The organism is Streptomyces sp. DSM 42067, from assembly GCF_055792885.1.
The window spans coordinates 7,989,960-8,012,967 of record NZ_CM147706.1 but is presented as its reverse complement, the minus strand read 5'-3'; the positions used below and the strand labels follow the sequence as shown (position 1 = coordinate 8,012,967).

Here is a 23,008-nt window from a genome sequence, read left to right as displayed (position 1 = left end):
CTTGCTCACCTCCTGGGGAGCAGCAAATTACGGTGCCATTCATAGAAAACAGGCAGCACGGAACGGAGTACGCGGAAAGCTGATATTCCACCGCGGACCGTGCCGATTCGAACGAGCTCATGCTCTGGAGCGTCCACGACCACCCGGACGGCCGCAACCGGGCGCGGACCTACCCGAACGGCGCTCCGGAGTGTCGCCGCGGACTCCATGTCCACCGCGATCGCGCCCTTGGCGAGCAGCTCGGAACGCTCATGGCCTCGGACGACGTGGTCGGAGCCGGTGAGCGGCCCGGTGTGGACCGTACGCCCGGGAACAGCCCGGACCAGTTCGCGGACGAGCAGTTCGGTGCCCACACACGGCGTAGTGGCGCCCGGGTCGCGCGTCTCCTCCGCGACCACGAGATCGCCTGGGTGCATGCCCGGTGCGAGGCCGGCGCAGAAGCCGGTGGCCACGACGGCCGCGGCGCGCAACGCCTCATCGGCGAGGGCGCGCGTGACGGCGCGTTCGGCGGCCTTGGGTCCCATTCCCGTACGCAGCACGGTCACGGGTCCCGCGGCTTCGGCGCGCTCGCCGGTGCGCAGGGCGAGCCGCTCGATGCCGAGCGCGCAGGCGATCAGCAGCGGTGGGCTCTCCGAAGAGCCTTCCGGGGAGCCGTCCGGGGGCTCCGGGGTGGAGCCGTCCGGGGACTCCAGGGAGGAGCCGTCCGGGGACTCCAGGGTGCCGGTCATCAGTTCCCCTTGCCGGAGAACGGTTCCCCATGGACGTACCGTCCCAGCGCGGTGAGCGGGAAGACCTGCCGGTAGAGGTGGTAGTTGATGGAGAAGTCCCAGGGGAATCCGGTGCCGGTGAAGTAAGGCTCGTCCCAGGAGCCGTCGTCTCCTTGCGTCTCGGCGAGCCAGGCGATGCCCCGCTCCACTGCCTTGGACTCCTGTTCGCCTGCGGCGAGCAGCGCGAGGAGCGCCCAGGCGGTCTGGGATGCGGTGGAGGCGCCCCGGCCGCTCCAGCCCTCAATGTCGCGGTAGGAGCGCAGGTCCTCGCCCCAGCCGCCGTCGTCGTTCTGCACGGACTCCAGCCAGGCGACGGCGCGGCGGATCGCGGGGTGTGAGGCGGGCAGTCCGGCGGCCGTCAGCGCGGGCACCACGGATCCGGTGCCGTAGACGTAGTTGACGCCCCAGCGGCCGAACCAGGAGCCGTTCGCCTCCTGCTCCGCGAGCAGCCACTCGATGCCACGGCGCGTGGCCGGATGGTGGGCCTTGCCGTCGACGGCCAGCATCTCCACGACATGGGCTGTGACGTCGGCGGACGGCGGGTCGATGACCTCGCCGAAGTCGCAGAACGGCAGCCGGTTGGGGAAGCTGCTCGTGTTGTCGACGTCGAAGGCGCCCCAGGCCCCATTCCTGGACTGCATGCCGACGTTCCAGTGCACCCCGCGGTCGATGGCCTTCTCGACGCGGTCCGGGTCCGGGTGCTTCACGCGCCGCAGGGCCAGCACAACCTCGGCGGTGTCGTCGATGTCCGGGTAGTTGTCGTTGTGGAACTCGAACGCCCATCCGCCAGGAGTGAGGTGGGGCCTGCGGACCGACCAGTCACCCGGACGGACGATCTGCTCGCCCAGCATCCAGTCGGCGGCCTTGACCAGCTGCGGGTGGTCGGCGGGCAGGCCCGCGTCGGCGAGCGCGATGGTCGCGAGGCACGTGTCCCATACGGGCGACTGGCAGGCCTCGATCATCCGGGCCCCGTCCTTGCGCCATACGGCGTACCGGTCCAGCGACTCAAGGCCCGCGCGCATCACCGGGTGCTCGAGGTCGTACCCGAGCAGGTGCAGCGCGATCAGCGAGTACACGGCGGGCGGCTGGATGCCTCCCCAGCAGCCGTCGTTCTCCTGCCGCTCGATGATCCAGCGGGCCGCCGAGTTCATCGCCGCCCTGCGCAGCCGGCGCGGTGCGACCTTGTGGTACGCGTGGAGGGCCTTGTCGAGGCGCTGGAATACGCCGTCCCAGCTGGCCGCCGGCGCGAGGCTCCTGGGGGGACTGGGGTTGCCCGGATCGGTGTGCAGCTCCTCGAGCGGGAACGGCGCGGGGCGCACCGGTCGCTTCGCCGAGACGACGGTGAGGGGCACGATGGTCTGCCGCGCCCAGCAGCCGAAGTCGTAGATGTTGAGCGGGAACCACTTCGGGAAGTAGATGAGCTCGGGCGGGAGTTCGGGCAGGTCGTCCCACTTCCACCAGCCGAAGAGGGCGAGCCAGATGCGGGTGAAGACGCGGCTTGCGGCGATGCCGCCCTGCTCGCGGATCCATTCGGCGGCCTTGGCCATGTGCGGGTCGTCGGGGCTGTCCCCGGCGAGGCGCAGGGCGACATACGCCTCGATGGTGGTGGAGAGCTCGCCGGGCCCGCCGTAGAAGGTGGCCCAGGTACCGTCGTCGCGCTGCTCGCCGCGGATGAACAGGGCGGCGGCCTTGGTGGTCGCCTCGTCGCGAATGCCCAGGAACTGACGGAGCAGCAGGTCTTCGGCGTCCATCGTGACGTTGGTCTCGAGGTCGCCCTTCCACCAGCCCTTGGCGTCCTGGCGGGCGAGAAGGAAGTCGGTGGCGCGCTGGAGGGCGCGGGTGGCGGCGTCATGCGTCCCGGCCGCTGCGGGCGTGGATTCAGTTGTTCGAGTAGTTCCAGTTGGTCCGCTGGCCGAGGCAGCGCGGGGCGGAACCGCTCCGGTGCTTCCATCGGTCGTCGCTGTCATGGCTTCCCCTTCATGCAGTGGCTGTTCTGCTGGGTCCGCCGTCGGCCGGTGCCTGGTGGGCACCGGCCGGCGACTGCGCTGGAGATCCGGGGGGCCACCCCCGGGGCACGCCTATGGGCCGATAATGATCATCTCTTCCGTACGACGACGAAGTCGGCAAGCGCGACGAGCTGCGCCCGCACTTGGTCGGGCATGTCGACGGCGGCCAGCGCCTCGACGGCGATGGCGTGCTGCCGCCGCGCCTCCTCGGCGGTCCACTGGCGGCCGCCCGCCTCCTCGATGAGGGCGGCACGCGCGGCGAACTCCTCCTCGGAGAAGCTGTCGAAGTCGGTGCTCTTGGCGTCGGCGGCGAGCAGTTCGCCGAGGCGCTCCGATGCCGGGCCGCCCGCCGCGAGCGCGGCCACGACCGGCAGGGACTTCTTGCGCTGGCGCAGATCGCTCCAGGTCTGCTTGCCGGTGGCCTCCGGGTCGCCCCAGATACCCAGCAGGTCGTCGACGGCCTGGAAGGCGAGACCGAGGTGGTAGCCGTACTTCCCCAGGGTGTCGGCGGTGCGGTCGTCGGCGCCGCCGAGCACCGCGCCGATGGAGCACGCGCAGGCGAGGAGGGCGCCCGTCTTGTTGCCCTCCATCTCCAGGCACTCCTCGACGGTGACGCGCTCGCGGTGCTCGTAGGAGATGTCCTGCGCCTGGCCGTCGATGAGGGCGCGGGTCGCGGCGGTGAGGCGGCGCGTGGCGCGGCCCGCCTCGACGGTGCCGAGCTCGAGCAGGATCTCGTTGGCGAGGGCGAAGAGGGCGTCGCCGACGAGGATGGCCTGCGCCGGGCCGTGCACCTTCCACACCGTGTCGCGGTGGCGGCGCTGCTCGTCGCCGTCCATCAGGTCGTCGTGCAGGAGCGAGAAGTTGTGCACCAGCTCGACGGCGACCGCGCCGGGGACGCCGACCTCGGGCGCTGCGCCGGCGGCCTGCGCGGACAGCAGGGCCAGCGCGGGGCGTACGGCCTTGCCGCCGTCGCCGTCGGAGGGGTTGCCCTCGGCGTCGATCCAGCCGAAATGGTACGCGGCGACGGTGTCCATGGGCGCTGCGAGACGCTCCACGGCGGCCCTCAGCACCGGGGTGGCCAGGGTCCGGCCGCGCTCGAGCAGCGCGGTCACGTCCACCGCGTCGGCAGCCGATTCGGCCGGGGGCACAGTGGGCACAGTCTCTCCTCTTGTTGCGGTACCGGGGGTGCGGGGACTCGCCCCGTGCAGTGCGGACTTCACCGGATGCCACCTCGCAGTGATGCGCCGGATCCCTCGGGTGTTCGGCCGGGGGTCCGGTACGCGGCAAAGGCGCTGCCGGATGCCGCGTCCCCCGGGGATACGCGGTCTTCCGCCTCCTCGACGAGGTCGAAGAGGTGATCGCGCGGCCGGCCGAGAGCTCTCAGCGCGGCGCCCGCCGCACTGACGCCGCTGCGGACCGCGCTCTCCATGGTCGCGGGCCACCCGGTGGCGGTCCACGATCCGGCCAGATAGAGGCCGGGGGCCTTGGTGCGGGCGCCGGGCCGCAGCCTGCCGACGCCGGGGGTGGGCGCGAACGTCGCCGTGCGCTCCCGGGTGACGAAGAAGTCGCGCACCTCGGCGCCGCGCGCGGCGGGCAACAGCCGCTGAAGCTCCGGCAGGTAGCGCTCGCGCAGGGTGGCGACGGGATCGTCGATCTCGTCCTGGGCCGCCGACTGGGACAGCGCAAGATACTGACCACTCGTCAGGCCCGAGGCCTCGGTGCGGTCGAAGACCCACTGCACCGGGGAGCCGAGCGCGGAGAAGAAGGGCTGCCTGAGGACCTTGCGGTCGTAGACCACATGGATGTTGAGGATCGGTGCGGTGCCGATGGAGAGCAGCCGCTCGGGCTCGTCGAGGGCTCCGTCGGGGAGCAGGTCGTGCGCCTCGCGCTGCGGTACGGCGAGCACGACGGCATCGGCGTCGAACCGCTCGCCGGGAACCTCCACGCTCCAACGTCCGTTCTCGGTACGGGAGATGGAGGTGACGCGTGTACGGAGTTCGGTGCGGACGCCCGCGGTGTCGAGCGCCTTGCGGGTGAGCGTGTCATGGAGTTCACCGAGGGGCACGCGTGCCCAGCCGATGTCGGCGGCACCCGGGTCGGACAGCAGTCCCGTCTTGAAGACCATCGCGGCCAGGCCCAGCGAGGCGTCGCCCGCGACGGCGTTCAGCGTTGCGACACCGACCAGGTCCCACAGCGCTTCGACGGCGCGCGGCGACTGGCCGTGCCGGGCAAGCCAGCTGCCGAAGTCCTGTGCGTCCAGCGCGGGATCGGCCGGGTCGAGCTTCTTGAGGGCCAGCGCGGCTCGCCCCACCTTGGCGCGTTCGGCGAGCGACAGGTGCGGATAGGTGGCGAGGCTGGACGCGAGGTGCAGCGGTACGGGCAGGGCGGTGCGGCGGAGCCTGCCGAGCCGGAGGCGGTTTCCCGACCCGTTGGAGTCAGCGCCCCGGCCCGCGTCGAGTACGGGCACGTCGAGCCGTTCCTGCAGCGGCGCGAGCTCCGTACCGTCGATACGGTCCAGGAACCAGCGATACGCGGTGCAGCAACGCAGATACACGTGCTGGCCGTTGTCGACGGTCAGGTCGCCTCGCTGAAAGGAGAAGGCCAGCCCGCCCAGACGCGGCCGCCCCTCGAGCAGGGTCACCTGCACTCCGGCGTCGGCGAGCGCCAGCGCACTGGTGATGCCGGCGAGTCCCCCGCCGACCACCACGGCGGCGCCACTCCCAGGGCCGCCTGCGGTGTGCGCATCCAGCTCGTCCGACTGCATGTCGTCGCTCATCGCGCGCCCTCCCCACCGGCCGTGCCGCCGACGTCAGCGAAGTGCTCGACGATCGCATGACAGGCCGCTGCAGTCAGGGACGCCACGCCGAGGCGGAGGGTTGCGCACCGTTTGCCGCGAGTTGTCCCACGGCGGCCGTGGAGCTTCACCGGGCGCGCCTCCTGACGGCCCCCCGGGAGACCTGCCTGGTGTCGAGACCGGAGAGGCCGCGCACGGCTACAAAGGCCTTCTCGCGGCCGGGCAGGGAGACGCGGCCGCGCAGAACGGCCTCCGGGTCGCGCTCGATACGGTCGAGCAGGCGCCGGTAGATGCCGGCCATCGCGGCGACACAGGCGCCGCTGCGCCGGTCCAGCATGGGCAGCAGCCGGTAGCCCTCGGCGAACAGGGCGCGGGCGCGCCGTACCTCGAAGTGCACCAGGCCCGGGAAGTCGGAACCGGCCGGCGGTCTGGGACCGCTGAACCCGGCCGAGCAGCCGAACTTGGCGAGGTCGTCGGCGGGCAGATAGGTGCGGCCGCCCTCGGCGTCCTCGCGGATGTCCCGCAGGATGTTGGTGAGTTGCAGCGCGAGCCCCAGCGTGTCGGCGTACTCGGGCGCGCGCTCGGCGTTGCGCGCCCCCGGCTCGGTGCCGAACACACCGAGGGAGAGCCGTCCGATGGCGCCGGCAACACAACGGCAATAGACCTTCAGGTCCTCCCAGGTCTCATAGGTCTCGCCGCGTACGTCCATGACGACGCCGTCGATCAGTTCATCCAGCCCGCCGAGCGGGATCGGGAAGTGCTGCGCGGCATGCCCGAGGGCCACGGCCACCGGGTCGGTGTCGTCCTCCGCGACCTTGCCTTCGCGGATCCTGTCCAGCACGGCGCGTGTCTCGTCCAGCCGGGCCGTCTTGACGTCCGGTGCGAGGTCTCCGTCACCGATGTCGTCGACGCGTCGCGAGAACGCGTAGAGCGCCGACATCGCACGCCGCTTGGGCGTGGGCAGCAGCCTGATGCCGTAGGCGAAGTTGCGGGCCTGCCGGCCGGTGACGGTCTCGCAGTAGCTGTAGGCGGCGAGCACTGGTGCGGACACGTGCTGGTCTTCCTCCACCGTCCGGATCACCCCTCTCCTCGCAGAGTCGCCCCCACCTGGCGCAGCAAGCGGAGCTTGGCGGGTTTCGGCGGTTCAGGAAGTACGTCGTATTCAGCGGCAGCAATCGCGTGGATTGTCGCCCTTCCTCCGGCCACGAACCCGGCGAGCAGCAGCTTCAGCCTGCCGTGGACGCTACCCACCAAGGGGGTGCCTTCATTCAGCAGGCCCCGGGCGCGTTCTGCTTCGTATGCAACCAGTGCGCGCACCGATGCGCCTGCGGTTGGTGCGCGGAGGTCCTCCTCCTGGACGTGGAATCTCTTCATGTCCTCGGCGGGCAGGTAGATGCGGTCGCGGCCGAGGTCCTCGGTGACGTCCTGGAGGTGCTCGACGATCTGCAGGGCCGTACACACCGCGTCGGAGAGGCGGATCCGCTCCGGTGTCGCGGTGCCGGTGATCGCGAGGACGAGCCGTCCGACGGGGTTGGCCGACAGTTCGCAGTACGCGAGCAGGTCGTCGTAGGTCTCGTAGCGCGTGACCAGCTGGTCCTGGCGGTTGGCCGCGATCAGGTCGAGGAATGGCTCGGGGGTGAGGCCGTGCCGGCGGACGGTGGGCTGGAGCCGCCGCAGCAGGGGGTGGCGGGGGGTGGAGTCGAACACTTTGCGGAGGTCGACCTCGAAAGCGTCGAGTACGGCGAGCCTGTCCTCCGCGGCATCCGGTGCGACACCCAGCAGGCGGGCGTCGGCGCCGCCGGGTGCGAGGTCTCCGTCACCGATGTCGTCGACGAGGCGCGCGAAGCCGTACACGGCCATCAGGTCGTCGCGCCATGCGCGAGGCAGGAAGAACGGCGCCACGGGAAAGTTCTCGTCCGCGGCCTTGTCGAGCGTGGCGCGGGCCGGGGCTTCCTCGGACTTCGCCTGGGGGGCGCTCTCCGTACGCGCCCCTTCGGTTCCCGTCACCGCGGGCTGCCCGGCGCGGGGACGGCGGAAGCATCGCGGAGCTGGAGACCTTCCGTAGACATTGCCGTCACATCTCCCGTTCTACACTGCCGACCCAATACATCCTATTTCGGACACGCCGCCCAGCAGCACGCCGAGGAGTCCCCCCGGACCGGCCCGGGAGACACCCCTCGAAGCCGGACGCTGCGCGTTATCGCCCTACTTGCCGCGAATCAGCACCGGTACAGCTTACGTTGTACAACGCGACATGGTTCGGCGGGGTGTCCTGCGCATCACAAGAACACACCGATTACCGTCAAGATTCCCCGGCCATGCGGAAATTGGGATCCAGGCACCGGCCAGGGCCCCTCCGGATTCGCGAGCGGGGCCCTGGAGACAGGCCATGACAGCTGGTCACGACGTTGGTCCTGGCCGAAGGTCCTGACCGACCGACGATCCGGGGACGGCGATCCCCGCTACTTCCCCGTGAACTTCTCGTACTCCTTGAGTACCTCGTCCGTCGGTCCGTCCATACGCAGTTCGCCGCGCTCCAGCCAGAGCACACGGTCGCACGTGTCACGGATGGACTTGTTGTTGTGGCTGACGAGGAAGACCGTTCCGGCATGCTTGCGCAGCTCGCGGATACGGGCCTCGGAGCGCTTCTGGAACTTGCGGTCACCGGTGGCCAGCGCCTCGTCGATCATGAGGACGTCATGATCCTTGGCGGCCGCGATGGAGAACCGCAGGCGGGCCGCCATGCCCGACGAGTACGTGCGCATCGGCAGCGTGATGAAGTCGCCCTTCTCGTTGATGCCCGAGAAGTCGACGATCTCCTGGTAGCGGTCCCTGATCTGCTCGCGGGACATGCCCATCGCGAGCCCGCCGAGGATGACGTTCCGCTCGCCGGTCAGGTCGTTCATCAAGGCCGCGTTCACGCCGAGCAGCGAGGGCTGCCCGTCCGTGTAGACCTTGCCCTTCTCGGCGGGCAGCAGGCCGGCGATGGCGCGCAGCAGGGTGGACTTGCCCGAGCCGTTGGAGCCGATCAGGCCGATGGCCTCGCCTCGGTAGGCGGTGAAGCTGACGCCGCGCACCGCGTGCACCTTGCGTACGCCGCGCTCCTCGCCGCGCCGGACGATGCGGCTGAGGGCGGCGGTCGCGCTGCCCTTGCCGGTCTTCGCGCCGTTCACGCGGTAGACGACGTGCAGCTCGTCCGCGATGACGGTGGGGATGTGCGCCCCGGTGTTCTGCTCAGCCACGGCCGTACCGCTCCTCCGCCTTCCAGAAGTACACGAACCCTCCGACCGCGACGAGTACCGCCCAGCCCGCGGCGACGGCCCAGACGTGCGGCGGCAGGTTCTCGGACCCGTAGCCGTCGATGAGCGCGAAGCGCATCAGGTCCATGTAGATGGCCGCCGGGTTCCACTGAAGGACGTTCGCGATCCAGGCCGGCCTGTCCTGGAGCATGATCGGGATGGAGAACATGACACCCGACGCGTACATCCAGGTACGCATGATGAAGGGCATCAGCTGGGCGAGATCGGGGATCTTGCTGCCCAGGCGCGCCATGATCAGCGCGAGGCCGGTGTTGAACAGGTACTGCAGCGCGAGGGCCGGAAGGATCAGCACCCAGGACAGGCGCGGAAAGCTGCCGAAACCCACCGCCACGATGAACAGGACGATCATCGAGAAGAGCAGCTGCTGGAGCTGCTGCAGCGCGAAGGAGATGGGCAGCGAGGCGCGCGGGAAGTGCAGCGCGCGGACCAGACCGAGGTTGCCTGAGATCGCGCGTACGCCCGCCATGACCGAGCTCTGCGTGAAGGTGAAGACGAACACACCGGTGACCAGGAACGGGATGTACACGTCGTGTGTCATGCCCCGGCTGGCATCCAGGATCAGGCCGAAGATCAGGAAGTAGACGAGCGCGTTCAGCAGCGGGGTCACCACCTGCCACAGCTGGCCGAGCTTCGCCTGGCTGTACTGGGCGGTCAGCTTCGCCTGCGAGAAGGCAAGGATGAAGTGGCGCCGTCCCCAGAGCTGACGGACGTACTCGAAGAGTCCGGGCCGGGCGCCGCTGACGGAGAGACCGTACTTGGCAGCCAGCTCGGCCGGGGTCAGCCCGTCATCGGGCGACGGCGGGACGCTCACCGCGACACCGCCGTCATGCGTTGTCTCACTCACAAGTGGAACTTTCCTTCAAGATGCGCAGCCTGGTCGGGCATGGGCAGGAGCCCGGGACCGGGTCACGGCCCGAATGCTCTCAAACCGAGCTTGTCAGATCACTGGAGGGCGGCCCAGTCGGGTCAGCCGCCACACCGTACGCCACTTCATCGGCCGCCGTGGTCCGCACGCGGTGGTCCAGCCCTCTCTGAAGCCGCCGAACCACGCCCTCAGGGCGCGGCGCGAAGGGCGCCGCACGAGGGTCAGCAGCAGCCAGACCCCCAGGTAGACCGGGACCAGCGGGGCGGGCAGATTGCGCCGGGCGAGCCAGACGCGGTTGCGGGCCACCATCCGGTGGTAGACCGCGTGCCGGGACGGGGCGGTCGTCGGGTGGAACAGGACCATGTCGGAGCGGTAGTCGATCATCCAGCCGGCGTTCAGCGCCCGCCAGGCGAGATCCGTCTCCTCGTGCGCGTAGAAGAACTCGTCGGGCAGGCCGCCGACCTCTGCGAACACGCGCGTACGGACCGCGTTGGCGCCGCCGAGGAACGTGGTGACGCGCGAGGAGCGCATCGGGTCGGAGGCGCGCAGCCGCGGCACATGCCGGCGCTGGGTCTCGCCGGTGTCCGGGTCGGCGATCCGGAAGCTGATGATGCCCAGCTTCGGGTCGGCCGCGAAGGCCTCGCGGCAGAGCTCGGCCGTGTCGTGGTGGGCGAGCAGCCCGTCGTCGTCGAGGAACAGCAGGATGTCGACCTCGGAGCCGGACGGGCCGAACGCCTCGATACCGACGTTGCGGCCGCCGGGAATGCCGAGGTTCTCCGGCAGCTCGACGGTGCGTACGCCCTCGGGGACGTCCGGCACCGGCGAGCCGTTGCCGACCACGACCACCTCGACCCGGTCGCCGTCCTGCTTGGCGACCGAGTCGAGCAGGACACGCAGCTCGTCGGGGCGGTTGCCCATGGTGATGACGACCGCGCCGACCTTCAGCGGCCTCGAGGACCCGGACCGCGTACTCACTTGAGCCTGCTCGAAGCGAGGATGGACACGAGGTGGAGCAGCGTCTGGAGGATCGCGATACCGGCCAGCACGGCGACGCCGAGCCGCGAGAAGAACAGGTCGCCCCGGACCGCGTCCAGGACCGCGAGGGCCAGGATCAGCAGCGACGCCTCGACGCCGAGGACGAGCCGGTGGAACTTCAGCGCGGCGGCGGCCTTGCGAGCCACCGCCATGCCGGACGAGCGCGGCACGGAGGCCGACTCCTGCACCGGCGGCAGCCCGCCCTGGTGACGGGCGACGCCGACGAGGTCGGTCTCGGCCTTGATCAGGATGGCGCCGAGGGCGGCGAGGGTGCCGAGAAAGGCCCACAGCCAGTCGATCCGCCCGGAGCCCCACAGGTCGGCGGCGCGCAGACCGAAGCCGACCAGGACCGCGGCGTCGCACAGGTAGGCGCCGACGCGGTCCAGGTACACCCCGCCGAGCGAGAACTGCTTCTTCCAGCGGGCGATCTCGCCGTCTACGCAGTCCAGCAGCAGGTAGAGCTGGACCATCAGCACGCCGAGCACGGCGCCCGGGATCCCCGGCACCAGCAGGGCCGGGGCGGCGAGGACGCCGAAGACCGTCATCAGGTAGGTCAGCTGGTTGGGCGTGACCCGCGTGTTCACCAGGTGCCGGTCGATGCGCAGCGAGATCTCGCGCATGTAGAGCCGGCCGGCCCAGTGCTCGCCGCTCCGCCGGTCCTTCACACCCGGGGGATGAACGACGGGCCGGAGTTCAGCTACCGATGGCCTTGGCATAGTCGGCGTATGCGTCCTTGATCTGGTCGGTGGTCAGGTCGAGGTGTTCCAGGATGGTGTAACGACCGGGGCGGGTCTTGGGAGCGAACTCCACCACCTGGACGAACTCGTCCAGAGTGAAGCCGATCTCCTCCGGCAGGACGGGGAGTCCGTGCCGGTACAGGACGTCGGCCATCGTCCCGGCCATGTCGTGGTCGCCCCGCAGGTACGTGGCGAACGCGCCTCCCAGGCCGCACTGCTCTCCGTGGAGGGCGCTGCGCTTGGGGAACTGCAGGTCGAACGCGTGGCTGATCTCGTGGCAGGCACCGGACGCCGGGCGGCTGTCGCCCGCCACGGACATGGAGATGCCGCACAGGACCAGGGACTCCGACAGCGTCGTCAGGAAGTCGTCGTCGCCGATGCCGCTCGGATGGCGCAGCACGGCCTCGGCGGCCTGGCGGGCCATCGCGGCGGCAAGGCCGTCGACCTGCTCACCGTTCTCCCGGTGCGACAGCTCCCAGTCGGCCACGGCGGAGATCTTGCAGATCACGTCGCCGATGCCGGCCCGCACGAAACGCACCGGCGCCTCGCGGATGACATCCAGGTCGATGACGATCCCGATCGGGTTCGGCACACCGTACGAGCCGCGGCCAGCGTCGTTGTCGAGCGTGGCCACCGGGGAGCACAGGCCGTCGTTGGCGAGGTTCGTGGCGACCGCGACGAGCGGCAGGCCCACGCGCGCGGCGGCGTACTTCGCGCAGTCGATGACCTTGCCGCCGCCGAGGCCGACCACCGCGTCGTAGTGGCCGCCCTTCTTGATCGAGTCGGCGAGGCGGACCGCGCCGTCGATGGTGCCGTCGGCGTCGTCGAACCAGTCCGCCTGGGGCAGCGACGGCGCGAAGCGATCGCGCAGCGCCTGGCCGGAACCGCCGCTGATGGCGAAGGCCATCCGGCCGGACGGAGCGATGCGCTGGTCGGACAGAATCGTCGCCAGATCATCGAGGGCGCCCGGCCGGATGTCGACGACGACCGGCGACGGAATGAGCCGCGTCAGTACTGGCACGCGATCTCACGTCCCTTGGCCAGGTCGTCGTGGTTGTCGATCTCGACCCACTTGACGTCGCCGATGGGCGCGACGTCGATCCGGAAGCCGCGGTTGACGAGCTCCTGGTAGCCGTGCTCGTAGAACTGCTGCGGGTCCGTCTCGAAAACGGTCTTCAGCGCGTCGGCGAGCTCGTCGGCCGCCTCGCCCTCGATGAGGGTGACGCCGATGTACTCACCGGTGGCCTCAGCCGGGTCCATCAGCTTGGTGATCTTCGTCATGCCCTTCTCGGGGTCCACGACGACCTTCATCTCCTCGTCGGCGAGGGACTTCACCGTGTCGAGGGCGAGGATGATCTTCTTGTCGCCACCGCGGGCGGCGAGCAGCGTCTTCTCGACGGAGACCGGGTGCACGGTGTCGCCGTTGGCGAGGATCACGCTGTGCTTGATCGCGTCACGGCCGCACCACAGGGAGTAGGCGTTGTTCCACTCCTCGGCCTTGTCGTTGTCGATGAGGGTGATCTTGAGCCCGTACTTGGCCTCCAGCGCCTCGCGGCGCTCGTACACGGCCTCCTTGCGGTACCCGACGATGATCGCGACCTCCGTCAGACCGATCTCGGCGAAGTTGCCGAGGGTCAGGTCCAGGACGGTGAGGCTGTCCTCGTTGCCTTCGGGGCCCACCGGCACCAGAGCCTTGGGCAGGGTGTCGGTGTAGGGGCGCAGACGCCGTCCGGCGCCGGCCGCCAGCACGAGGCCGATCATGCGGGTTCTCCTTCATCGTGTACGGCGGGTGCACCGGAGGACACCCAGAAGCGGATGCTCTCGACGAGCACCACGAGTGCCACGGCCACGGCGAGGACCGTGAGCGCGACGGTGAAATCTGTGTTGTTGAGCAGAGCCGCGACCACCGTGACCACCAGGACTCTGCCTTCGTGTCCGCCGATCGCCCGCACGAGCCAGTGCGGGGGCGCGCCGGTGTCGCCGCGGATGCGGTACACCGTGTCGTAGTGATGGTAGGCGACTGCGGCCACCAGTCCGAAAGCTGCGGGCAAGGCTCCGTTCATACCGGAGTTGGCCGCGAGCACCAGGAACGTGCCGTACTCGGCGGCCCGGAAGAACGGCGGAACCAGCCAGTCCAGGGCGCCTTTGAGGGGTCGGGAGACCGCGATCCCCGATGTGACGCAGTACACGAGCGCGGCGACGACGGGCCACGGTCCGCCGAAGTCCGTGAGAGCGCTCACAGTTACGAGGAGCACACCGCCGACGAACGCGTAGACGGGCGGCGGCAGAAGGCGCCCGGCGCTCTTCAGCGCACGGGCGAGCGCCTCTGCGAGCGGGCCTGAATCGGCGAGGTCGGCGAGTGCGAGAGCGGCCCGGTCGGTCCTGTGCGCCCTGCGGGTCAGCGACCTGAGTACGCGGCCTGCTGTGGTGTATGTCGCAGCTATCGCGCATCCGATGAGAAGCGCGTAGAAGGTGATCCGAGGTGTGGTCACGGCCGTGAGCACGGCGATCATCGCCCAGCGTTCACCGATCGGCAGGACGATCATCCGGCGCACCCACACCGTCCAGCCGACGCTGTCGAGCTTGTCCGAAAGTGCTGCGGTGGGGCTGGTGTTGGCGGTCGCGTCGTGGTTCGCCTCGTTGAAGGAGAAGTCCACGACGTGGCGGCAGGTCTGCAGGACCATCGCGCCGAGGGCCAGCGCCCACACGTCGTCACCGCCGCGGGCCGCACCGAGGGCGAGGCCCGCGTAGTAGGCGTACTCCTTGGCGCGGTCGAAGGTGGCGTCGAGCCAGGCGCCGAGCGTCGAGTACTGCAGGGAGTAGCGGGCGAGCTGCCCGTCGGTGCAGTCCAGGACGAAGGAGAAGAGAAGCAGCACACCGGCCGCGATGAAGCCGCCGCGCGTGCCGGTCGCGGCACAGCCTGCCGCGATCAGAGCGGTGAGCAGCGAGGCCGTGGTGACCTGATTGGGAGTCAGGCCGCGGCGGGCGCACCAACGGGCGATGTAGCGAGAGTACGGGCTGATGCAGAACGTCGTGAAGAAGCCGTCCCGGGACTTCACGGCGCTCCGCAGGCGTATGGCCTCTTCGTCGACGGCCGCGACGGCCTGCCGGGCTTCGTTGCCGGCCTGCGGGTCGGCGGGGACGGTGGCGACGAGGGAGCCGAGCTCGGGCCGGTGCACCGCGACGTCGTCGTCCTCGAGGGCCGCGGCGACGCTGTCGGCGATGCTGCCGACGGCGACGGCGCCGCGTGCGGTGCCCTCGGCGGTCCTGCGCACGGCGAGCGCCAGCGCCGGGCGGGCCGGCGGGCGGGCCGACACGGCGCCGGGAACGGCGGAGGCGTCGAAGCGGGGGTCGGTGAGGCCGAGCCGGAGGGCGTGGACATGGCCCACGAACCGGGCGTCGACGACCGCGACCCGCTCATCGCCCGGGATCACCGCGAGCAGCGACCCGACGTCGGCGGCGTCGGTGGCGATCCGCACGTCGAAGCCCAGGGACCGCAGATCGCCCTCGAGGGTCGATCCGGGGGCCGGCTGGCCGATGAGGATGGCGGTCGACAGACGAACTCACTCCTTGGTTGCCGACGCTTCGAGGCGCCGGGCATGCGCATGATGGGGCACCCCTGGCCCAGGCGGCCGGGCGGCGCATCGGCAGAGGTTATCGGATGAAGAGAAGCGGGTGTTCACCGCCCGTTTACGGTCCGATAAGCGCGGTCTGCGTGTCCGCAAGCCGCAACGATCATCATCGGGGATCGGCACCCCGGCCCACAAACCGTGCTCCCGGATGCCCACAAACCGTGCCCCCGGATACCCACAAACGGTGCGCCAGATGCTCGCACACCGCGACCCCGGATGCCCGATGAGCGGCCTCGAGACCTGCGCATGGCATGCCTGTGCCGCAGGTCCGGCTTAGGGTGGGCCTCCATGACATGGCTGATCACAGGCGGGGCTGGATACATAGGGGCACACGTGGCGCGGGCCATGACCGACGCCGGGGAACGCGTGGTCGTACTCGACGACATCTCGGCCGGGGTTCCCGACCGGCTGCCGCAGGAAATCCCGCTCGTCGAGGGCTCGGCGCACGATGCCGCACTGCTGAAGCGGGTGCTTTCGGAGCACGCGGTGACGGGTGTGGTGCATCTCGCAGCCTTCAAGCAGGTCGGCGAGTCCGTGGCGCAGCCGCTGCGCTACTACCAGGAGAACGTGGGCGGCCTTGCGGTGCTGCTGGAAGCGGTCGCCGAGGCCGGGATCAAAAGGTTCCTCTTCTCCTCGTCCGCGGCCGTGTACGGCAACCCGAATGTGAACCTGATCACCGAGGACACGCCCTGCGCCCCGCTGAGCCCCTACGGGGAGACAAAGCTCACCGGGGAGTGGCTGGTGCGGGCCGCAGGCCGGGCGCACGGCATCGCGACCGTGTGCCTGCGCTACTTCAACGTGGCGGGCGCTGCGGTGCCGGAGCTCGCGGACACGGGCGTGTTCAACGTCATCCCGATGGTCTTCGACCGGCTCACCCGTGACGAGGCTCCGCGGATCTTCGGTGACGACTATCCGACGCCGGACGGCACCTGCATCCGCGACTACATCCATGTCGCCGATCTCGCCGATGCGCACCTCGCGGCCGCACGCCGGCTCATGGCCGCCGACGCGAAGGGTGATCTGACGGTGAACATCGGCCGCGGCGAGGGCGTCTCCGTACGGGAACTCATCACGACCATCGCCGAGGTGACCGGCGACCACCGGCCGCCGGTCGTGGAACCCCGGCGCCCCGGCGACGCCCCGCGAGCGGTCGCGTCCGCCGGACGGGCGGCCGAGGAACTGGGCTGGACCGCCCGGCTCGGGGTTCGCGAGATGGTCGAGTCGGCGTGGCGGGGCTGGTGTCTGCGACACCCCGAGGCCGCCCGCAAGTGATCTTGTCACCGCTCTGACCTGCGCATCATTTACGCAGGTCAGAGCATATGACAACGGTGTTCAGTCCCGTGTTGCCCCATACCCCCCGCCCGTAGTTCACTGGGCCGCGACGAGCACGCACGGCGGATTGACGCGCGGGTTGACGCGCACGCACTGCGGATACGGAAGGCGGGTTCCATGGGCGCTGGGCACGACCACGGGCATGCGCACGGCGTGCCCGCGCCGGGTACGGCGTCGGCCGCGTACCGCGGGCGGCTGCGCATCGCGCTGACCATCACGCTCACCGTCATGGCGGTCGAGATCGCCGGAGGCATCGCCGCGGACTCGCTGGCCCTGATCGCGGACGCGACGCACATGGCCACGGACGCGCTCGGGCTCGGCATGGCGCTGCTCGCGATCCACTTCGCCAACCGGCCCGCGACCGCCAACCGCACCTTCGGGTTCGCACGGGCCGAGATCCTCGCCGCGCTCGCCAACTGCGTGCTGCTGCTCGGTGTGGGCGGCTACGTGCTGTTCGAGGCGATCGAGCGGTTCATCACTCCGGCCGACACCCGGGGTGGGCTGACCATCGTGTTCGGCCTCATCGGCCTGGTCGCGAACACGGTCTCGCTGGTCCTGCTGATGCGCGGCCAGAAGGAGAGCCTCAATGTGCGCGGCGCCTTCCTCGAGGTGATGGCGGACGCACTGGGCTCGCTGGCCGTGATCGTGTCGGCAGTCGTCGTCCTGACCACCGGCTGGCAGGCCGCCGACCCGATCGCCTCGCTCGTCATCGCCCTCATGATCGTGCCGCGCACGGTGAAGCTGCTGCGGGAGACGCTGAACGTCCTGCTGGAGGCGGCCCCGAAGAACGTCGACATGGCAGAGGTGCGGGCGCACATCCTGGCTCTGCCGAGTGTCGAGGATGTGCACGACCTGCATGCCTGGACGATCACGTCCGGCATGCCGGTGCTCTCCGCGCACGTGGTGGTGAGCTCCGACGTCCTCAACACGATCGGCAACGAGAAGGTGCTGCACGAACTGCAGGCGTGTCTGGGCGATCACTTCGACGTCGAGCACTGCACGTTCCAGCTGGAGCCCGGCGGGCACGCGGAGCATGAGGCGCGGCTCTGCCACTGAGCCCGGCGGCACCCACAGCGAGGGAAAGTCGCCCGCGCGATCGCCGCCGGGTGAACAGTTCCTGGACGAGCTGCGCGCGGCCTCCGCGGCGCGTGGGCTCTCGCACCTGATCCGGCCCGTCAACGGCGACATGGGAGAGCTCCCCTCCCCGGACGGTTCCTTCGACCTCGTCTGGGCGGAGAGCTCGGCGTACAGCATCGGTTTCGACACGGCGCTGCGCGACTGGCGCCGGCTGCTCGCGCCGGGTGGTGCGCTCGTGCTCACCGAGTGCGTGTGGACCACCGACGCGCCCAGCGAGGATGCTCGCGCGTACTGGGAGAGCGCGTACCGGCTGCGTACGGCCGAGGAGAACGCGCGTGCGGCCGGCTGCGGGATACACGGTGATCGGCGTATACGCGCAGCCCGATTCCGACTGGGACGCGTACCGCTCGCCGCGCACGCCGACGCGGCTGATCCGGCGGCGCCCGGCATGGCCGACGCCATCGCCGCCACACGCGCGGAGCTGGCGATGCGGCGCGAGCACGGCAACGAGTACGGCTACGCGGGCTTCGTGCTGCGCCCGGAGGACATCCGCTGATCACACGTTCGGGATGCATGTCCCGCTGCCCTTCGGGGGTAGCGGGACATGCGGGGCGCCGAGTCCCGGGACTGCCGGACACGTACGGCAGACTTGAGGTTCGAAGACCGATACGAAGGATGCGCATGCCGATCACACCTGCCACCACGGGGCACAGTTCATCAAGGGGGCACCTCCCAGGCCCTTCAGGCTCTGGGGGAGGCACCTCAGAAGCGATCTTGCTGGAACTGGTCGACGAGGACGGCAACACGATCGGCACGGCGGAGAAGCTCGCCGCCCACCAGGCCCCCGGGCAGCTCCACCGGGCCTTCTCCGTCTTCCTCTTCGACGAGCAAGGGCGGCTGCTGCTGCAGCAGCGCGCGCTCGGGAAGTACCACTCCCCCGGTGTGTGGTCGAACACATGCTGCGGGCACCCGTATCCGGGCGAGGCGCCGTTCGCCGCTGCGGCCCGCCGGACCTACGAGGAGCTGGGCGTCTCGCCCTCGCTGCTCGCCGAGGCCGGCACGGTCCGCTACAACCACCCGGATCCGCACTCGGGCCTGGTGGAACAGGAGTACAACCACCTCTTCGTCGGGATGGTGCAGGCGCCGTTGCAGCCGGACCCGACGGAGGTCGGCCTGACCGCGTTCGTGACCGCCGACGAGCTGGTGGAGCGGCACGCGAGGGACCCGTTCTCGGCCTGGTTCATGACGGTGCTGGATGCGGCGCGGCCCGCGATCAGGGAGCTCACGGGGCCTGCGGCCGGCTGGTGAACGGCCCCGGGACGAGGGGCGCGGGGGTTCCCCGGGTTCCGGCCCGGACCCCCGGATCGCCCTTCGGGCTCGTCCCCTTCAGCCCGCCGGACAGGCTGGGACGGCTACACCAGTTCCGGCTTGAGGGGCAGGGCCGCCCAGATGACCTTGCCCCCACTGGCGGTGTGTTCGACATCGCACACGCCGCCCGCCTCGCGCGTGATCTCACGCACGAGAAGCAGACCGCGGCCGCCGGTCTGACCGTAGTCGGCCTCCAGGGCCGTCGGGCGGTACGGATGGTTGTCCTCGACGGAGACCCGGACCCATTCGGATCCGACGGCCACCTCCACCGCGAGCATGGGCGAGAGCAGTGCGGCGTGCCGTACCGCGTTGGTGACCAGCTCGGAGACGATCACCAGCAGCCCCTGGACCACTTCGTCGGCGGCGGGCACACCCTGCCGGGCGAGCAGATCGCGGACCGCGTGCCGTGCCTGGGGCACCGATGCGTCCACGGCGGCGGCGGTGAACCGCCAGACACCCTCGTACGGCTGGGGACACCCCTGGACGGAGTCAGGGGGAGCCACGGCGGGACTCCGCTCGGTGCCCCCGTCCACCGGTGGGCGAGGGCCGGACCCCCACCCGCTGTCGTCCATGGTCCGCTCGCCACCCTTACGCTCGATTGTCGCCACGCAAAGAGTGTTGGGAATGTCCCGGTCCATACCGGACCACTGACGCAAAGTCAGCAAGTATCGACGGCTTCTGATCGTTGGCGTATGACACCGTCAGTTGTGTGACTGCTCCTGCCCTTGTTGTGCTGCCTTCCGAGGCTCTTCGGTTTGTATGGGCTGGGTTGTCTGGGTCGGGTCGATAAATTGACCGGCTTCCCCCACCAGTGCCCACCGGATTGACCCGGCTCGTCCCCACCCGCTTTCGCCTCGCCCGGCTGCGGTCGATCCGCCTCCGTGAGCCGGTCGGAGACGAGGCTCACGATGCGGCGTCCGCCGATGCCGGACGCGATCAGGCCGAGGCCGTCGAAGAGCAGGGCGAGCGAGAAGAAGGTGCCGATCACATAGAGGCTGTTCCCCGGCCATTCGATCAGTACCAGCACGCCGAGCAGGATGCCGAACGCGCCCTGCACGATCGTCCAGCCGAACTGCGGCCCGCGTACCACCAGGCCTCCGACGAGCCGGAAGACTCCACCGGTGAGGAACAGCAGTGCGGCGAACATGGTCAGCGCCTCGGCCGCGCCCTCGGGATGCCGGATGACGACGACACCCGCGGCCAGATTGAGAGCGGCGACGACGGCGCCGAGCCAGAAGAAGCTGCTGCCCCTGGACTGGACGGCATGCAGCAGACCGATGAAACCGCCGACGAGCAGCAGCCAGCCGAAGAGCAGCATCGAGGTCAGCGTGGCGACGGCGGTGTAGACGAGTCCGACCAGACCGGCGAGCACCAGGACCGCGCCGAACGCTGCCAGCCAGCCGAAACTGCGGCTGAGCTGCCGTCCCTCGTCCTTCGCTCCGGGTTTCGACACAGCGCGCCTCCTCACCTTCGGGCGCCGCCGGACCAGGGCGGCTGCGCGACTCTGCCACCCCTTCTTGATCATACGTTCGGGGCCTGCGGATAGCATCCGTCTCATGGAGCCGCAGCTGCTGCACAGCGTCGCCGACGGCGTCGCCACCGTCGTCATCCACCACCCGGCGAAACGCAACGCCATGACCGCGGACATGTGGCGGGCCCTGCCTCCGCTGCTGGACGGGCTGGCGACGGATCCGGCCGTACGGGCTCTGGTGCTGACCGGTGAGGGGGAGACGTTCTGTGCGGGCGCGGACATCTCGTCGTTGCGGGAGCCTATGGAGGGCTCGGGAGCCGGTTCCGGCGGTTCCGGCGGTTCCGGCGGGGCGCAGGTCCTGGCCGTGGAGGCCGAGGATGCGCTGGCGGCGTTCCCCAAGCCGACGCTCGCCGCGGTGCGGGGGCACTGCGTGGGCGGCGGATGCCAGCTCGCGGCCGCTTGCGATCTGCGCTTCGCCGACGAGGATGCGCTGTTCGGGGTGACGCCGGCGAAGCTGGGGATCGTCTATCCGGCCTCGTCCACGCAGCGGCTGGTGTCGCTGGTGGGACCGGCCACGGCGAAGTACCTCCTGTTCTCGGGCGAGTTGATCGACTCCGGCCGTGCGTTGCGCACCGGGCTGGTGGACGAGGTGCTGCCTGCCGGGGAACTCGGCAAGCGCGTCGCGGAGTTCGCCCGTGTGCTGGTCTCGCGCTCGCAGCTGACACAGGCAGCGGCAAAGGAGTTCGCCGATGGCCGCCTGGACCGGGCCGCGTACTGGGCGGAGCAGTCTCGCGGCAGCGGTGACAGGGCGGAGGGGGTGGCCGCGTTTCTGGAGCGCAGGCGTCCGCGGTTCGAGTGGAGCCCCGACGGGTCTGCCGACGGGCCTACTGCATGATGAACCGGCTCTTGGAACGCCACTCCTCCACCAGGTCGGCGGGGGCCTTGTGGGGCGAACCCGCGTCGTAGGGCGGCTGCGGGTCGTACTCGGTCAGCAGCTGCACGGACTGGGCGTGGCGGTCGCCCGCGATCATGCCGACGAGGGTGAGCCCCATGTCGATACCGGACGAAACGCCTGCCGCCGTCACGTACTTTCCGTCGATCACGACCCGCTCCCCCGTCGGCTCGACGCCGAACTGCTTCATGTAGTCCAGGGCCAGCCAGTGTGAGGTGGCGCGGCGGCCCTTGAGCAGGCCCGCGGCCGCCAGCAGCAGCGAGCCGGTGCACACGGACGTCGTCCAGGTGCTGGTCGCGTCGGCGGTGCGCAGCCAGTCGAGCAACGTCTCGTTCTCCATCTGCGGGGTCTGGCCGGGGCCGCCGGGGACGACGACGATGTCGGGGCGGGTGACCTCGGCCAGGGTCTTGTCCGCGGTGATCGCGAGTGTTCCGCGGTCGGTGCGGACGGGGCCGGTCTGTTCGGCGACGAAGACCAACTCGGCGCCGGGGAGGCGGCCGAGTGTCTCGTACGGGCCGACTGCGTCGAGGGCGGTGAAACGGTCGAAGAGGACGATGGCGATCTGCATGGGTCTGCCTTTCAGTGAGCGTCAGCGTGCACTGACGGACTGGTGCCGCTTACTGAGGGACTGGTGCGTGGAAGCGGCGGCGGTATTCGGCGGGTGCCGAGCCGAGTGCCTTGAGGAAGGCGCGGCGCATCGCCTCGGGGGTGCCGTAGCCGCAGGCGCGTGAGATCTCCTCGATCCCGTCGGAGGTGTCCTCCAGGAGTCGGCGCGCGTGTTCGATGCGTACCCGGTCGACGTACCGGCCCGGTGTCGTGCCGGTCTCGGCCCGGAAGGCGCGGGCGAAGTGGCGCGGCGAGAGCCTGGCGCGTGCGGCGAGCGACTCGACGGAGAGGTCGCCGTCGGGATGCTCGGTGATCCACTGCTGGACGTCGCGCAACGGTTCGCGCTGCGCGGTCTGCGCGGCGAGCTGGGCGCTGAACTGGGCCTGGTTGCCGGGGCGGCGGAGGAAGACGACGAGATGCCGCGCGACGGTGAGCGCCGCTTCACGGCCGAGGTCCTCCTCGACGAGCGCGAGGGCGAGGTCGATGCCGGAGGTGACCCCGGCGGACGTCGCGACGTGTCCGTCGCGTACGAAGATCGGGTCCGGGTCGACCTCGACAGCCGGATGGTTACGGGCGAGCCGGTCGCACACGTTCCAGTGTGTGGTGGCCCGGCGGCCGTCAAGGAGTCCGGCCTCGGCCAGCAGCAGCGCCCCGCTGCACACGGAGACCAGACGCTCGGCTCTGGGGGCCCTCTCGCGCAGCCAGTCGATCAGGCGCGGGTCGGGCTGCCTGGTGCCCTGGCCTCCGGGGACGACAAGGGTGTGCGGGTCGGGCGCGCCGTGGAGAGCCCCGTCGGGGACGAGGGTGAGCCCGCTGGAGGTGCGGACGGGCCCGCCGTCGAGCGATGCGGTGCGGATCCGGTACGCGTCCGGGTCCCCCGAGGACCTGGCGGCGCCCGTGAACACCTCCACGGGACCGGTGACGTCCAGGCTCTGGACGTCGTCGAAGAGGACGACGAGAACGGTTCGGTGCTGCGCCATGACTCGATTCTTGGACGCGCGAGTGATGGCCGCAATGTCGAGTTCCCCACCAATCCTGCCATGGAA

22 protein-coding genes and 1 pseudogene are annotated in these 23,008 nt (G+C 70.2%); 5 read left to right on the top strand and 18 right to left on the bottom strand.

The window, feature by feature from the left end; all coding sequences use genetic code 11:
- Nucleotides 1-5: 5 nt before the first annotated feature.
- The 14 genes from ACSMXV_RS35865 to ACSMXV_RS35800 all read right to left on the bottom strand — a co-directional run bounded on the left by ACSMXV_RS35865 (nucleotide 6) and on the right by ACSMXV_RS35800 (nucleotide 15,081).
- Nucleotides 6-728, bottom strand: coding sequence for a phosphorylase family protein (locus ACSMXV_RS35865; protein ID WP_473175264.1), 723 nt, complete (start codon nucleotides 726-728; stop codon nucleotides 6-8).
- Nucleotides 728-2,734: a squalene--hopene cyclase gene (gene shc, locus ACSMXV_RS35860; protein ID WP_473175263.1), complete on the bottom strand. Its 2,007-nt coding sequence runs from the start codon at nucleotides 2,732-2,734 to the stop codon at nucleotides 728-730. Before shc ends, ACSMXV_RS35865 begins: the two co-directional genes overlap by 1 nt.
- Before the next feature lie 128 nt (nucleotides 2,735-2,862).
- Nucleotides 2,863-3,993, bottom strand: coding sequence for a polyprenyl synthetase family protein (locus tag ACSMXV_RS35855; protein WP_473175262.1), 1,131 nt, complete (start codon nucleotides 3,991-3,993; stop codon nucleotides 2,863-2,865).
- Entirely contained in the window at nucleotides 3,990-5,549 is a 1,560-nt protein-coding gene (gene hpnE / locus ACSMXV_RS35850) for a hydroxysqualene dehydroxylase HpnE (protein ID WP_473175261.1), read from the bottom strand. Before hpnE ends, ACSMXV_RS35855 begins: the two co-directional genes overlap by 4 nt.
- Nucleotides 5,546-5,635: a DUF6380 family protein gene (locus ACSMXV_RS35845; protein WP_376772988.1), complete on the bottom strand. Its 90-nt coding sequence runs from the start codon at nucleotides 5,633-5,635 to the stop codon at nucleotides 5,546-5,548. Before ACSMXV_RS35845 ends, hpnE begins: the two co-directional genes overlap by 4 nt.
- 59 nt (nucleotides 5,636-5,694) lie before the next feature.
- Nucleotides 5,695-6,648, bottom strand: coding sequence for a presqualene diphosphate synthase HpnD (hpnD, locus tag ACSMXV_RS35840; protein WP_473175260.1), 954 nt, complete (start codon nucleotides 6,646-6,648; stop codon nucleotides 5,695-5,697).
- Complete coding sequence (gene hpnC / locus ACSMXV_RS35835) at nucleotides 6,645-7,574, bottom strand: squalene synthase HpnC (protein WP_473175259.1); 930 nt, start codon at nucleotides 7,572-7,574, stop codon at nucleotides 6,645-6,647. Before hpnC ends, hpnD begins: the two co-directional genes overlap by 4 nt.
- Nucleotides 7,575-8,029: 455 nt before the next feature.
- Nucleotides 8,030-8,809: an ABC transporter ATP-binding protein gene (locus ACSMXV_RS35830; RefSeq protein WP_181660242.1), complete on the bottom strand. Its 780-nt coding sequence runs from the start codon at nucleotides 8,807-8,809 to the stop codon at nucleotides 8,030-8,032.
- On the bottom strand, nucleotides 8,802-9,731 hold the full coding sequence (locus ACSMXV_RS35825; RefSeq protein WP_181660243.1) for an ABC transporter permease: 930 nt from the start codon (nucleotides 9,729-9,731) through the stop codon (nucleotides 8,802-8,804). Before ACSMXV_RS35825 ends, ACSMXV_RS35830 begins: the two co-directional genes overlap by 8 nt.
- 93 nt (nucleotides 9,732-9,824) lie before the next feature.
- Nucleotides 9,825-10,670, bottom strand: coding sequence for a glycosyltransferase family 2 protein (locus ACSMXV_RS35820; protein WP_473179179.1), 846 nt, complete (start codon nucleotides 10,668-10,670; stop codon nucleotides 9,825-9,827).
- Nucleotides 10,671-10,723: 53 nt separating this feature from the next.
- Nucleotides 10,724-11,503 carry a CDP-alcohol phosphatidyltransferase family protein gene (locus ACSMXV_RS35815; RefSeq protein ID WP_473175258.1) on the bottom strand — a complete coding sequence of 260 codons (780 nt, stop codon included), beginning with the start codon at nucleotides 11,501-11,503 and terminating at the stop codon, nucleotides 10,724-10,726.
- Nucleotides 11,481-12,545, bottom strand: coding sequence for an iron-containing alcohol dehydrogenase family protein (locus ACSMXV_RS35810; protein ID WP_473175257.1), 1,065 nt, complete (start codon nucleotides 12,543-12,545; stop codon nucleotides 11,481-11,483). The genes ACSMXV_RS35815 and ACSMXV_RS35810 overlap by 23 nt, the downstream gene beginning before the upstream one ends.
- A complete protein-coding gene (locus ACSMXV_RS35805; RefSeq protein WP_181660246.1) occupies nucleotides 12,533-13,285 on the bottom strand; it encodes a phosphocholine cytidylyltransferase family protein in 753 nt (250 codons plus the stop codon). The genes ACSMXV_RS35810 and ACSMXV_RS35805 overlap by 13 nt, the downstream gene beginning before the upstream one ends.
- Complete coding sequence (locus tag ACSMXV_RS35800; RefSeq protein ID WP_473179178.1) at nucleotides 13,282-15,081, bottom strand: DUF5941 domain-containing protein; 1,800 nt, start codon at nucleotides 15,079-15,081, stop codon at nucleotides 13,282-13,284. The genes ACSMXV_RS35805 and ACSMXV_RS35800 overlap by 4 nt, the downstream gene beginning before the upstream one ends.
- A gap of 363 nt (nucleotides 15,082-15,444) precedes the next feature.
- On the opposite strand from ACSMXV_RS35800, the gene galE reads away from it, so the two are divergent.
- From galE to idi, 4 genes are all read left to right on the top strand, one after another.
- Nucleotides 15,445-16,428, top strand: a complete 984-nt coding sequence (galE, locus tag ACSMXV_RS35795; RefSeq protein ID WP_473175256.1) for a UDP-glucose 4-epimerase GalE — start codon at nucleotides 15,445-15,447, stop codon at nucleotides 16,426-16,428.
- A gap of 177 nt (nucleotides 16,429-16,605) precedes the next feature.
- On the top strand, nucleotides 16,606-17,544 hold the full coding sequence (locus ACSMXV_RS35790) for a cation diffusion facilitator family transporter (RefSeq protein WP_473175255.1): 939 nt from the start codon (nucleotides 16,606-16,608) through the stop codon (nucleotides 17,542-17,544).
- Nucleotides 17,522-18,121 carry a class I SAM-dependent methyltransferase gene (locus tag ACSMXV_RS35785; RefSeq protein ID WP_473175254.1) on the top strand — a complete coding sequence of 200 codons (600 nt, stop codon included), beginning with the start codon at nucleotides 17,522-17,524 and terminating at the stop codon, nucleotides 18,119-18,121. Before ACSMXV_RS35790 ends, ACSMXV_RS35785 begins: the two co-directional genes overlap by 23 nt.
- Nucleotides 18,122-18,246: 125 nt before the next feature.
- Nucleotides 18,247-18,873 (top strand): isopentenyl-diphosphate Delta-isomerase, encoded by a 627-nt coding sequence (idi, locus tag ACSMXV_RS35780; protein WP_473175253.1) that lies wholly within the window; start codon nucleotides 18,247-18,249, stop codon nucleotides 18,871-18,873.
- 104 nt (nucleotides 18,874-18,977) lie between these two features.
- Here idi and ACSMXV_RS35775 read toward each other — a convergent pair whose 3' ends face one another.
- Together ACSMXV_RS35775 and ACSMXV_RS35770 are read right to left on the bottom strand one after the other, a co-directional pair.
- Nucleotides 18,978-19,505, bottom strand: coding sequence for an ATP-binding protein (locus ACSMXV_RS35775; RefSeq protein WP_473179177.1), 528 nt, complete (start codon nucleotides 19,503-19,505; stop codon nucleotides 18,978-18,980).
- Between the two features lie 281 nt (nucleotides 19,506-19,786).
- Nucleotides 19,787-20,386, bottom strand: a pseudogene (locus ACSMXV_RS35770) (HdeD family acid-resistance protein); the annotation flags it as partial.
- A 103-nt stretch (nucleotides 20,387-20,489) separates the two neighbouring features.
- Here ACSMXV_RS35770 and ACSMXV_RS35765 point away from each other — a divergent pair.
- Nucleotides 20,490-21,299 carry an enoyl-CoA hydratase/isomerase family protein gene (locus ACSMXV_RS35765; protein WP_473175252.1) on the top strand — a complete coding sequence of 270 codons (810 nt, stop codon included), beginning with the start codon at nucleotides 20,490-20,492 and terminating at the stop codon, nucleotides 21,297-21,299.
- Here the strand turns inward: ACSMXV_RS35765 and ACSMXV_RS35760 are convergent.
- Complete coding sequence (locus tag ACSMXV_RS35760) at nucleotides 21,289-21,924, bottom strand: DJ-1/PfpI family protein (protein WP_473175251.1); 636 nt, start codon at nucleotides 21,922-21,924, stop codon at nucleotides 21,289-21,291. The genes ACSMXV_RS35765 and ACSMXV_RS35760 overlap by 11 nt on opposite strands.
- A gap of 49 nt (nucleotides 21,925-21,973) precedes the next feature.
- Nucleotides 21,974-22,942: a GlxA family transcriptional regulator gene (locus ACSMXV_RS35755; RefSeq protein WP_473175250.1), complete on the bottom strand. Its 969-nt coding sequence runs from the start codon at nucleotides 22,940-22,942 to the stop codon at nucleotides 21,974-21,976.
- Between the last annotated feature and the right edge of the window lie 66 nt (nucleotides 22,943-23,008).

What these genes read in the sequence shown, in the direction of transcription:
- ACSMXV_RS35755 (WP_473175250.1), bottom strand. Translation starts at nt 22,942, where the DNA reads ATGGCGCAGCACCGAACCGTTCTCGTCGTCCTCTTCGACGACGTCCAG.
- ACSMXV_RS35820 (WP_473179179.1), bottom strand. Translation starts at nt 10,670, where the DNA reads ATGGGCAACCGCCCCGACGAGCTGCGTGTCCTGCTCGACTCGGTCGCC.
- ACSMXV_RS35775 (WP_473179177.1), bottom strand. Translation starts at nt 19,505, where the DNA reads ATGGACGACAGCGGGTGGGGGTCCGGCCCTCGCCCACCGGTGGACGGG.
- shc (WP_473175263.1), bottom strand. Translation starts at nt 2,734, where the DNA reads ATGACAGCGACGACCGATGGAAGCACCGGAGCGGTTCCGCCCCGCGCT.
- ACSMXV_RS35790 (WP_473175255.1), top strand. Translation starts at nt 16,606, where the DNA reads ATGGGCGCTGGGCACGACCACGGGCATGCGCACGGCGTGCCCGCGCCG.
- galE (WP_473175256.1), top strand. Translation starts at nt 15,445, where the DNA reads ATGACATGGCTGATCACAGGCGGGGCTGGATACATAGGGGCACACGTG.
- ACSMXV_RS35805 (WP_181660246.1), bottom strand. Translation starts at nt 13,285, where the DNA reads ATGATCGGCCTCGTGCTGGCGGCCGGCGCCGGACGGCGTCTGCGCCCC.
- ACSMXV_RS35760 (WP_473175251.1), bottom strand. Translation starts at nt 21,924, where the DNA reads ATGCAGATCGCCATCGTCCTCTTCGACCGTTTCACCGCCCTCGACGCA.
- ACSMXV_RS35765 (WP_473175252.1), top strand. Translation starts at nt 20,490, where the DNA reads ATGGAGCCGCAGCTGCTGCACAGCGTCGCCGACGGCGTCGCCACCGTC.
- hpnE (WP_473175261.1), bottom strand. Translation starts at nt 5,549, where the DNA reads ATGAGCGACGACATGCAGTCGGACGAGCTGGATGCGCACACCGCAGGC.
- ACSMXV_RS35865 (WP_473175264.1), bottom strand. Translation starts at nt 728, where the DNA reads ATGACCGGCACCCTGGAGTCCCCGGACGGCTCCTCCCTGGAGTCCCCG.
- ACSMXV_RS35815 (WP_473175258.1), bottom strand. Translation starts at nt 11,503, where the DNA reads ATGCCAAGGCCATCGGTAGCTGAACTCCGGCCCGTCGTTCATCCCCCG.
- idi (WP_473175253.1), top strand. Translation starts at nt 18,247, where the DNA reads ATGCCGATCACACCTGCCACCACGGGGCACAGTTCATCAAGGGGGCAC.
- ACSMXV_RS35785 (WP_473175254.1), top strand. Translation starts at nt 17,522, where the DNA reads ATGAGGCGCGGCTCTGCCACTGAGCCCGGCGGCACCCACAGCGAGGGA.